Source organism: Pantoea sp. CTOTU49201, assembly GCF_032054795.1.
GTDB classification, from domain to species: Bacteria; Pseudomonadota; Gammaproteobacteria; order Enterobacterales; family Enterobacteriaceae; genus Pantoea; species Pantoea symbiotica.
Map to the genome: position 1 here is coordinate 1 of NZ_DAMBSA010000158.1, position 9,602 is coordinate 9,602.

Annotated in this window: 10 protein-coding genes; 3 read left to right on the forward strand and 7 right to left on the reverse strand. The window is 58.7% G+C overall.

The window, feature by feature from the left end; genetic code table 11:
• Positions 1-100: 100 nt before the first annotated feature.
• Positions 101-901 carry a TraB/GumN family protein gene (locus RTY00_RS12545; RefSeq protein WP_312664681.1) on the reverse strand — a complete coding sequence of 267 codons (801 nt, stop codon included), beginning with the start codon at positions 899-901 and terminating at the stop codon, positions 101-103.
• Positions 902-969: 68 nt separating this feature from the next.
• Positions 970-3,480, reverse strand: coding sequence for a copper-exporting P-type ATPase CopA (copA, locus tag RTY00_RS12550; RefSeq protein WP_312664682.1), 2,511 nt, complete (start codon positions 3,478-3,480; stop codon positions 970-972).
• Positions 3,481-3,575: 95 nt separating this feature from the next.
• Here copA and cueR point away from each other — a divergent pair, with 95 nt between their 5' ends.
• Positions 3,576-3,992 (forward strand): Cu(I)-responsive transcriptional regulator, encoded by a 417-nt coding sequence (gene cueR / locus RTY00_RS12555; protein WP_061717431.1) that lies wholly within the window; start codon positions 3,576-3,578, stop codon positions 3,990-3,992.
• On the opposite strand, the gene RTY00_RS12560 is transcribed toward cueR, so the two are convergent.
• The 5 genes from RTY00_RS12560 to tesA form a co-directional block, all read right to left on the reverse strand.
• The gene (locus tag RTY00_RS12560; protein WP_409519136.1) at positions 3,968-4,429 is read right to left on the reverse strand and encodes an NfeD family protein; all 462 of its coding nucleotides are present in this window, start codon (positions 4,427-4,429) and stop codon (positions 3,968-3,970) included. The two genes, cueR and RTY00_RS12560, sit on opposite strands and share 25 nt — an antisense overlap.
• Complete coding sequence (locus RTY00_RS12565) at positions 4,426-5,340, reverse strand: SPFH domain-containing protein (RefSeq protein ID WP_008103839.1); 915 nt, start codon at positions 5,338-5,340, stop codon at positions 4,426-4,428. Before RTY00_RS12565 ends, RTY00_RS12560 begins: the two co-directional genes overlap by 4 nt.
• Before the next feature lie 63 nt (positions 5,341-5,403).
• A complete protein-coding gene (locus RTY00_RS12570) occupies positions 5,404-6,258 on the reverse strand; it encodes a co-chaperone YbbN (RefSeq protein ID WP_008103837.1) in 855 nt (284 codons plus the stop codon).
• A 79-nt stretch (positions 6,259-6,337) separates the two neighbouring features.
• Positions 6,338-7,111, reverse strand: coding sequence for an SDR family oxidoreductase (locus RTY00_RS12575; RefSeq protein WP_312664683.1), 774 nt, complete (start codon positions 7,109-7,111; stop codon positions 6,338-6,340).
• A 31-nt stretch (positions 7,112-7,142) separates the two neighbouring features.
• Positions 7,143-7,769, reverse strand: a complete 627-nt coding sequence (tesA, locus tag RTY00_RS12580) for a multifunctional acyl-CoA thioesterase I/protease I/lysophospholipase L1 (protein WP_175501722.1) — start codon at positions 7,767-7,769, stop codon at positions 7,143-7,145.
• On the opposite strand from tesA, the gene ybbA reads away from it, so the two are divergent.
• Positions 7,737-8,423 (forward strand): putative ABC transporter ATP-binding protein YbbA, encoded by a 687-nt coding sequence (gene ybbA / locus RTY00_RS12585; protein ID WP_008103831.1) that lies wholly within the window; start codon positions 7,737-7,739, stop codon positions 8,421-8,423. The genes tesA and ybbA overlap by 33 nt on opposite strands.
• A partial coding sequence (locus tag RTY00_RS12590) for an ABC transporter permease (protein ID WP_312664684.1) occupies positions 8,420-9,602 on the forward strand: 1,183 nt, incomplete at its 3' end. The genes ybbA and RTY00_RS12590, both read left to right, overlap by 4 nt.

The window sequence follows — 9,602 nt, forward strand, 5'->3', positions numbered from 1 at the left end:
AACAAATTCCTCTTTGACGGGCCAATATCATTATTGGCCTTCTTTTTTTGTGTTTTGTGCATGTTTGAAATGCAGGTCGCCATTTATGGCGACCAATACGTTAACCCTTCAGCAGTCCCGGCAAATTATCATCGCCATACAGATGCAGCGCGCCCACCGCCACCACATAACGCCCTTTCGGTAACGCCAGCAGTAACTCGCGCCAGTGCTGATTACGATTGCGCATCAGCGTGTCGGTCAGCTCGCTGCTAAAGGTGGTTGGCAGCGCGACCGGTTGCTGGGTGGGCGGCGCGTCCAGCCACCAGCTGATCATGGTTTGCAGCAGACGTGCGTTGGTATGCCAGTGTTCCAGTGTATCCAGCAACAGCGGCAAACCATCCTGCGGCAGCGATTTCAGCAGGGCGATCTGCGTTTCCGGGCCTTCCAGCTCGATAATACGTTTGTTAGCCGCTTTGGCCGCCTGCAACAGCTGATAATCGATACCAAACTGCGGACGCAATCCCAGCCGCTGCGCCTGTTGCGCCTGCAACATCAGCGCGATCTGCCAGAACGGCAGCGTATCGAACAGGCTCAATGACAGCGAAAGCTCATCGCACAAGGCCTGCAGGCGCTTTAGCACCTCGTCGTCGAGCCGCATGGCCAGCGGCGGATGTTCATCATCATTGCTGAACGGCGATCCGCCTTGAGTGATATCGGCTTCAACAATCAGCGCGTCGGCTTTATGCAGCTGACGCAACAGTCCGGCAGGCAGCGGCTGCATGTCGCGCGTGCCCATGTGAATGCTGCCCGCCAGATGCAAACGACGATCGCCCAGCTGAATATCCATGGCCGGCCAGCTGTAGCTAGCCGGGAAAAGGGTCGCGATCCGTTGTTGGATGCTGTGCCACAGACCGTTTCTCATTCCCTGTCCTTTTTAAGGCAAAAAACCATGCTAGCGATTTCATCCGATGAAAAACAGGGCTGTAATGGCTATTGCCGTTGCGCGGGCTTAAAGCGCAACAAACGGTTGGCGTTGCTCACCACGGTAATTGATGACAGCGCCATCGCTGCGCCCGCGACAATCGGGCTCAGCAGCATGCCGGTAAACGGATAGAGCACGCCCGCCGCAATTGGAATCCCCAGGCTGTTATAAATAAAGGCACCCAACAGGTTTTGCCGCATATTGCGCAGCGTGGCGCTAGAGATCGACAGCGCATCGGCGACGCAGTGCAGATCGTTTCGCATCAACGTCATGGCGGCGGTTTCTACCGCCACATCGCTGCCGCCGCCCATCGCAATGCCGACATCGGCTTGTGCCAGCGCGGGCGCATCATTGATGCCGTCGCCGACCATCACCACTTTGCGGCCTTGTTGCTGAAGCTGCGTAATCGCCTGCGCTTTGCCATCCGGCAACACGCCGGCAATCACTTCATCAATACCTGCTTCGGCGGCAATCGCCTGCGCGGTTTTCTGGTGATCGCCGGTCAGCATAATCAGACGATAACCTTGCTGATGCAGACGCTGCATCGCCGCTTTGCTCTCGGGACGCAAGCTGTCACGCAGCGCGATCAATCCCAGCAGCTGCTGATTATCGGCCAGCAGCACCGGCGTTGCGCCTTGCGCGGCGAAGCGTTCGATATCGGCCTGCGCGGCGCGGTAATCAATCTGCTGCTCATCCAGCAGCGCCTGATTTCCCAGTAGCAGCGTTCTGTCGGCCACTGTAGCGCTGATACCTTTGCCGCGTATTGTACGAAATTGCTTAACCGCTTCGGCGTTCACCGCAGGCGCAGCATCGAGAATGGCTTTAGCCAGCGGATGGCTGGAGCCTTGCTCCATCTGTGCCGCCGCGCTGAGCACCTGCTCACGATTCCAGTCGCCATACAGCACCACATCGCTAACCTGCGGCGTGCCGCGCGTCAGGGTGCCGGTTTTATCAAACACAATGGTATCGACTTCGCTGGCCCGCTGAAGCGCATCGGCGTCTCGCACCAGCACGCCCAGTTCAGCGGCGCGTCCGACGCCTGCAATCACCGACATCGGCGTGGCTAAACCCAAAGCGCAAGGGCAGGCGATGATCAGCACTGTCGTGACAATCACCAGCGTGTAAGCCAGCTGCGGCTGCGGACCCGCCAGATACCAAATCAAACCACTTAGCAGCGCGATCGCCACCACTACCGGTACAAACACCGCGGAGATGCGATCTGCCAGTCGGCCAATATCCGGCTTGCTGCTTTGCGCCTGACGCACCAGATTGATGATGCGCGCAAGCCGGGTGTGGCTGCCGGTGGCGCGCGCCACAAAGTGCAGCGTGCCGTCTTGCACCAGCGTACCGGCAAAGATTTTGTCGCCCGGCTGTTTGGCCTGCGGCACCGCTTCACCGGTCAGCATCGCTTCATCAAGCCAGGCTTCGCCGCTGGCGACGTCACCGTCCACCGGCACGCGATCGCCGGTCACCAGCTTCAGCGTCATGCCGGACTGAACCTCGCTGAGCGGCAGCAGCGTTTCACCCTGTTCGCTAATGACCCGCGCCTGCGCCGGGGTTAAATCCAGTAATCGTTCCAGCGCCTTCGAGGCGCGCTGGCGTGCACGCTGCTCCAGCGCGTGGCCGAGATTGATCAGGCCAACGATCATCACGCTGGCTTCGAAATAGAGATGACGCGCCTGATGCGGGAAGAATTCGGGCCATAGGGCGACGCTCATCGAGTAGAGCCACGCCGCGCCGGTTCCCAGCGCCACCAGCGTATCCATGGTGGCGGTACCGTGACGCAAACTGCGCCACGCGCTGCGGTAGAAGTGCCCACCGGCAATCACCATCACCAGCAAGGTGATGACGCCGAGCGTGCGCCACAGCGTTTGGTTATCTGCGCTCAGCATCATGTTGTCGCCGAGCATGCCCCAAATCATCATCGGCACGCCGAGCAGCAACGCCAGCGCCGATTGCCAGCTAAAGCGACGCATGGCTTGCTGCGCGCTGACCTGCTGGCGTTCGCGCCGGATTTGTTCGTCATCGATCACTTCAGCGGAATAACCGGCCTGATCGACAGCGCTCACCAGCGCTTCAGCTTTTGCATCGCCCAATATTAGCGCGCTGCGTTCACCGAGATTGACGCGTGCCTGGCTAACGCCCGGCACCTTTTGCAGCGCTTGTTCCACGCGACTCACGCAGCTGGCGCAGCTCATGCCGCCTATCAGTAAGTGATGCACCGCTTCAGTGGATGGTGCCGGTTGCGACTCCGTTGTCAGCGCCTCCGGCGGCGGCTCTGTAGCTGTCAACGGATCAGGCTTTGGGCTGGTTGCGCCGTCTTTCAGTACGGCGTGATAACCGGCTTGTTCAACCGTAGCGATTAGATCGCTGGCGCTTGCCGCGCCGGTGACGCGTGCTTCTTGCTGCGTAACGTCAGCCTGTTCAACATCGCTGCGCTGCTCCAGCGCTTCTTTAACGCGTTTAACACAGTGGCCGCAGGACAAGCCGTCCAGCGCCAGCAGTTGGGTATGTGACATAGTTAACTCCTCAGGTAATGATTTTGACTGCATGCAAAATTTGCATTAGAACTAAAGCCTAAACCTTCCCCTGAATGGAAGGTCAAGGGGGAAAAATGAACATCAGCGATGTGGCAAAAAAAACCGGACTCACCAGCAAAGCGATTCGCTTCTACGAAGAGAAGGGCGTAGTGACGCCGCCGTCGCGCAGTGACAATGGCTATCGTCATTACGCAGCGCACCATATTGATGAGCTGAATCTGCTGCGTCAGGCGCGTCAGGTGGGATTTACGCTGGAAGAGTGCCGTGAACTGGTGACGCTGTTCAACGATCCCGCGCGCCACAGCGCCGATGTTAAAGCGCGCACCTTGCAGAAAGCCGACGAGATTGCTGCGCACATTGAAGAGTTACATGCGATGCGCGCGCGCTTGCTGGAGCTGGCGGAAGCTTGTCCCGGCGATGACAGCGCCGAGTGCCCGATCATCAATCATCTGGCTGGTTGCTGCCATCAGGCTGATGGAAAGCGCGGCTGAATCATCAGCGTAATGCCGACCACGCCGGTGACAATCACTGGCGTGCCCGCAGGCAGATCGCTATCCGCCTGCACGCGCCAGCTACTGTCGCCGATACGCACGTGACCGAGGCCATTTTTCAGCGCGTTATCCAGCGTCAGCTGCATGCCCATTAACTGATTGCCGCGCTGGTTAAGCGTGTTGGCGACCTGCGACGATTCGCGATAGCGCATCCAGCGATACCAAAAAAACGCGCTGAGCAGCGTCATCACCGCAAACATAATGCCCTGGCTGGTCCATGAGAGGGGAAACAGCCATTCAATCAGCGCCACCGCGACGGCGGCTAAGCCACTCCACAGCAGATAACCGCTGGTGCCGAGCATTTCGGCGGCCAGCAGCAGGCCGCCCAATGTCAGCCAGAACCAGTGCGGATGCGCAATCAACTCCATCAGGATCATGGTCGGCGCTCCGTCCGGCTCTCCTTCAGCAACTCACTGATACCTGCAATTGAACCGAGCAGGCTGCTGGCGTCCAGCGGCATCATCACCACTTTGCTGTTGTTGGCTTCGCCAATTTTTTGCAGCGCGTCGGTGTATTTCTGCGCCACGAAGTAGTTCACCGCCTGAATATCGCCGGCGGCTATCGCCTCGGAAACCATGCGCGTCGCCGTGGCTTCCGCTTCCGCCTGACGCTCACGGGCTTCGGCTTGCAGGAAGGCGGAGGTGCGTTCACCTTCGGCTTTGAGGATCTGCGACTGCTTGTCACCTTCGGCGCGCAAAATCGCCGCCTGACGCACCCCTTCGGCGGCAAGGATGTCGGCGCGCTTGGTACGTTCAGCCTTCATCTGCGCGTTCATCGCGGCGATCAGTTCCTGCGGCGGGCGCACATCGCGGATTTCGATACGGGTGATTTTCACGCCCCACGGATTGGTGGCTTCATCGACGATATGCAGCAGACGCGTGTTGATGTTATCGCGCTGCGACAGCATCTCATCCAGCTCCATGCTGCCGAGCACGGTGCGGATATTGGTCATGGTCAGATTGAGGATCGAGAGTTCAAGATTGCTGACTTCATAGGCGGCGCGCGCCGGATCGACAACCTGAATAAAGCACACCGCATCAATGGTGACGTTGGCGTTGTCTTTAGAGATGATTTCCTGCGAAGGGATATCGAGTACCTGTTCCATCATATTGATTTTACGACCAATACGATCCATGAACGGCACCAGCAGATTGAGGCCAGGTTCCAGCGTTTTGGTATAACGGCCAAAGCGTTCTACCGTCCACTGATAGCCTTGTGGAACAATTTTTACACCGGCCCACACGGTAACGAGTGCGAGCACAATGATGACGGGAATTACCGTTAACATATAACCTCCTGGCTGTCAGATTGTCGGGCCGAGTCGTTCGGCCCGTTTAACGCGCGGTACCGATCAGTACAGCAGCGAGTAAAGCTGGCGGCGATAGCGCGTGGCGAGGGTGTCGCCGGTGCCGAGTGCGGCCAAAATCTCCTGGAACATTTTACGCACCTGGCCGTCACCGACGCTGAGATCGCTTTTCAGGAAGCTGAACAACAACTCCAGCGCTTCCTCATTGCGGCCAACCTGATGCAGCTGTAACGACAGTTTAGCAGCCAGCTCGGCATTGGTTGGATCGCTGGCTAACTGCTCCTGCAACAGCTGAATTTCTGGCGTATCGGCGGCCTGTTTTAACAGGTCGATTTGCGAAACCAGGCTCTGATAGCGCGTGTCCTGATCCTGCAACGGCACCGCATCCAGCACGGTTTCGGCTTCGTCGCTGCGGTTCAGGGTGATCAGCACTTCAGCAAGCAGGAAACCAATTTCGCTGTTTTTGTTGCTGAGCTGCCAGGCGTCTTTCAGCAGCGGTAGCGCTTCCAGCGGTTTGCCTTCGTGCATCAATTGCATCGCCTGCTGCGCTTTAACCTCTTCTTCACGCGGCAACACTTTTTGCAGCAGGGCGCGAATGGCCTCTTCCGGCTGCGGTCCCTGGAAGCCGTCCACCGGCTGACCGTTCTGGAACAGGTAAACGGTTGGAATGGAGCGCAGGCCAAACTGCGATGCCACCATCTGCTCTTTATCGCAATCCAGCTTCGCCAAAATAAACTGACCCGCATACTCTTGCGCCAGGCGATCCAGCACCGGCGTCAGTTCCAGACAGTGCTGACTGCGTTCGGACCAGAAATAAAACAGCACCGGCAGCTGCATCGACTGTTCTAAGGTCTGCTGCAGGTTGGATTCGTTGATGTCGATAATCAAAGCGTGTGACATGAATACGTCTCTTGTCAGAAAGTGTGTTGAGGATATGGGGGCAAGCTGCCCCGGTTCAAGTTTGATTCTGCGTTGCAGCTTAGTTGCTGCGCAAAATGCGATCCAGTATCCAACCTGGCAGCAGACGTTTCAGCAGACTCATCGCCCAGGCGACCAGCGTCACCGGATAGCGCAGACGCGGATGTTTGCTCTCTAACGCGTGGCGCAGCTTCGGCAGAATCGCTTCTGGCGGCAGGGTAAAACGCGCGGCGATGCCCGGATTGCGCACCGGTTTATCCTGCTGGCCCTGATGCACGTTATCGGTGAAACGGGTGCTGATCGGGCCCGGCTCAATCAGGCTGACGCGCACGCCTGAGTCGCGCACTTCGAGACGCAGCGCATCGCTCCAGGCTTCCAGCGCCCATTTGCTGGCGGCATAAGCACCACGACCCGGCGTGGAGATCAGTCCCAGCACCGAGCTGGTATTGACGATGCGCCCGTTGCCGCTGGCTTGCAGCGCAGGCAGCAGGCGCATGGTCAGTTGATGAGTGCCAAACAGGTTGGTGGAAAACTGCTTCTCTAATTGCTGACGCGAAACGCTGCTGAGCGGCCCATATTGACCAAAACCGCCGTTGTTAAACAGCGCGTGCAGGCGATGATCGGTGAGTTCCAGCACGCGATCGGCGGCGGCATCGACGCTGGCGGCATCATCGAGATCGAGCTGTACGCCAGTAAATCCCAGTGCTTCCATGCGCGCCACATCGTCGGCGCGGCGACAGGCGGCCAGCACGCGATAGCCGCGCGATAAAAGGTCATTTGCGGCGACCAAACCAATGCCGCTCGAGCAGCCGGTGATGAGAATTGTTCTTTGCATTTTTTTACCCGTTAAAAATCACACGTCTGCATTAATCATGCTTTACTAACGGAGCCAGTTCGGTCGCCATCAGGTTGGCGATAAACGGCTGAGCATCCGGATTGGGGTGAATTCCATCCTGCTGCATCCACTCCGGCTTCAGGTAGACCTGCTCCATAAAGAAGGGCACCAGAGGAATGTCGTACTGCTGTGCCAGGCGCGGATAGATCGCGCTAAACGCCTCCGTATAACGACGTCCATAATTGGCCGGTAGACGAATTTGCATCAGCAGCGGCTGCGCTTTAGCGGCTTTCACTTCGTCGATCACTTTGGTCAGATCGGCGGCGATATTCTGCGGCGGGAAACCGCGCAGGCCATCGTTACCGCCCAATTCGATTAACACCCAGCGGGGTTGATGCTGTTTTAATAGGCCCGGTAAACGCGCCAGCCCTTGTCCGGCTGTATCTCCGCTGATGCTGGCGTTCACCACTTTGGGCTGCTGTTGCCACTCTTTATTCAGCAGGCTCGGCCAGGCCGCCGTGGCCGACATGCGATACCCGGCGCTCAGGCTGTCGCCCAATACCAGCAAGGTATCGGCGGCGGCGATGCGGGACACCAGCAGAAGCAATAACAACAGGAAGGGATAATGCCAGCGGAAAACATTGTTGCAGTTCATCATCTTACTAAGTCCGTCGGTCAGGGAGAGCATCAGCTGACCATCCTTACCGGAGTTGAGCTGGTTGTCAAACCAGCTGAGACCATCGCCCTGATTGGTGAGTCCGGCTCTGGCAAATCCACGCTGCTGGGCATTCTGGCCGGACTGGACGACGGCAGCAGCGGCGAAGTGCATCTGCTTGGCCAGCCGCTGCACAGCATGAATGAAGAGCAGCGAGCGGCGCTGCGCGCGCGCGAAGTGGGCTTTGTATTTCAATCCTTCATGCTGGTGCCGACGCTGAACGCGCTGGAAAACGTGCAACTCCCGGCGCTGTTGCGTGGCGACAGCGATCGCGAAAGCCGTGCGCAATCGGTGGAGTTGCTTACTTTATTGGGCTTGAAAGATCGTCTGCATCATTTACCAGCCCAACTTTCTGGCGGCGAGCAGCAGCGTGTGGCGCTGGCGCGTGCCTTTAGCGGCCGTCCCGGCCTGCTGTTTGCCGATGAACCCACAGGCAACCTCGACCGTAAAACCGGCGATCGCATCGCCGATCTGCTGTTCTCCCTCAACCGCGATTTTGCCACCACGCTGATTCTGGTGACGCACGATGAACAACTGGCGGCGCGCTGCGACCGCCGCTTACGGCTGCGTGACGGCAAGTTGTGGGAGGAGTCATGATTTGGCGCTGGTTCTGGCGCGAGTGGCGTTCGCCCTCGCTGCTGATTGTCTGGATGGCGCTCACTTTAGCCGTGGCCTGCGTGCTGGCGCTGGGCTCGATCAGCGATCGCATGGAAAAAGGTTTAAGCCAGCAGAGCCGCGACTTTATGGCCGGCGATCGCACGCTGCGCACCACCTCGCCCGCGCCGGAGGCGTGGCTCAATAAAGCGCGTGACGAAGGGTTATCGGTCAGCAGCCAGCTGCACTTTATGACCATGACGTTTGCGCAAGAGACGCCGCAGCTGGCGGACGTGAAAGCGGTGGATGATGCCTATCCAATGTTTGGCACGCTGCAAACTAATCCGCCGGGCTTACGCCCGCAAGCGGGCACGGTGTTGGCCGCGCCGCGTTTGCTGGCGCTACTGAATCTGAAAGTGGGCGATAGCGTGGATGTCGGCGACACCACGCTGCGCATTGCTGGTGAAGTGATTCAGGAGCCGGATGGCGGCTTCAATCCGTTTCAGACCGCGCCGCGTCTGCTGATGAATCTGGCTGACGTGGAGAAAACCGGTGCTGTGCAGCCGGGCAGCCGCCTGAGCTGGCGCTACAAATTCTCTGGCGACCCGGCACCGCTGGCGCGCTATGACAGCTGGATCGAACCACAGCTAAAAGCCGATCAGCGCTGGATCAGCGTCGATAACTCGGAAGATGCACTGGGCCGCTCAATGCAGCGCGCGCAGCAATTTTTACTGCTTTCGGCCTTGCTGACGCTGATGCTGGCGATTGCTGCGGTAGCGGTGGCGATGAGTCATTACTGCCGCAGCCGCTACGATTTGGTGGCGGTGCTGAAAACGTTGGGCGCAACCCGTAAGGCGCTGCAGCGGCTGATTATTGGCCAGTGGCTGGCGGTGCTGCTGCTGGCGGCGATTGTTGGAAGCGCGTTGGGGCAAGGCATTGAAGTGATTCTGCTGCTGATGCTGAAACCGGTGCTGCCGGGCGCGCTGCCTGCGGCGAGTTTCTGGCCGTGGCTCTGGGCGATTGGCGCGATGTTTGTGATTTCGCTGCTGGTAGGTTTACGTCCGTACCGCTTGCTGATGGCGACGCAACCGCTGCGTGTACTGCGTCGGGATGCGGTCGCGAACGTTCGGCCGCTGCGCATCTATCTGCCCGCGATGGCGCTGGTGGTGATTGGCTTGCTGG

What these genes read in the sequence shown, in the direction of transcription:
- RTY00_RS12545 (WP_312664681.1), bottom strand. Translation starts at nt 901, where the DNA reads ATGAGAAACGGTCTGTGGCACAGCATCCAACAACGGATCGCGACCCTT.
- copA (WP_312664682.1), bottom strand. Translation starts at nt 3,480, where the DNA reads ATGTCACATACCCAACTGCTGGCGCTGGACGGCTTGTCCTGCGGCCAC.
- cueR (WP_061717431.1), top strand. Translation starts at nt 3,576, where the DNA reads ATGAACATCAGCGATGTGGCAAAAAAAACCGGACTCACCAGCAAAGCG.
- RTY00_RS12560 (WP_409519136.1), bottom strand. Translation starts at nt 4,429, where the DNA reads ATGATCCTGATGGAGTTGATTGCGCATCCGCACTGGTTCTGGCTGACA.
- RTY00_RS12565 (WP_008103839.1), bottom strand. Translation starts at nt 5,340, where the DNA reads ATGTTAACGGTAATTCCCGTCATCATTGTGCTCGCACTCGTTACCGTG.
- RTY00_RS12570 (WP_008103837.1), bottom strand. Translation starts at nt 6,258, where the DNA reads ATGTCACACGCTTTGATTATCGACATCAACGAATCCAACCTGCAGCAG.
- RTY00_RS12575 (WP_312664683.1), bottom strand. Translation starts at nt 7,111, where the DNA reads ATGCAAAGAACAATTCTCATCACCGGCTGCTCGAGCGGCATTGGTTTG.
- ybbA (WP_008103831.1), top strand. Translation starts at nt 7,737, where the DNA reads ATGCCAGCGGAAAACATTGTTGCAGTTCATCATCTTACTAAGTCCGTC.
- tesA (WP_175501722.1), bottom strand. Translation starts at nt 7,769, where the DNA reads ATGATGAACTGCAACAATGTTTTCCGCTGGCATTATCCCTTCCTGTTG.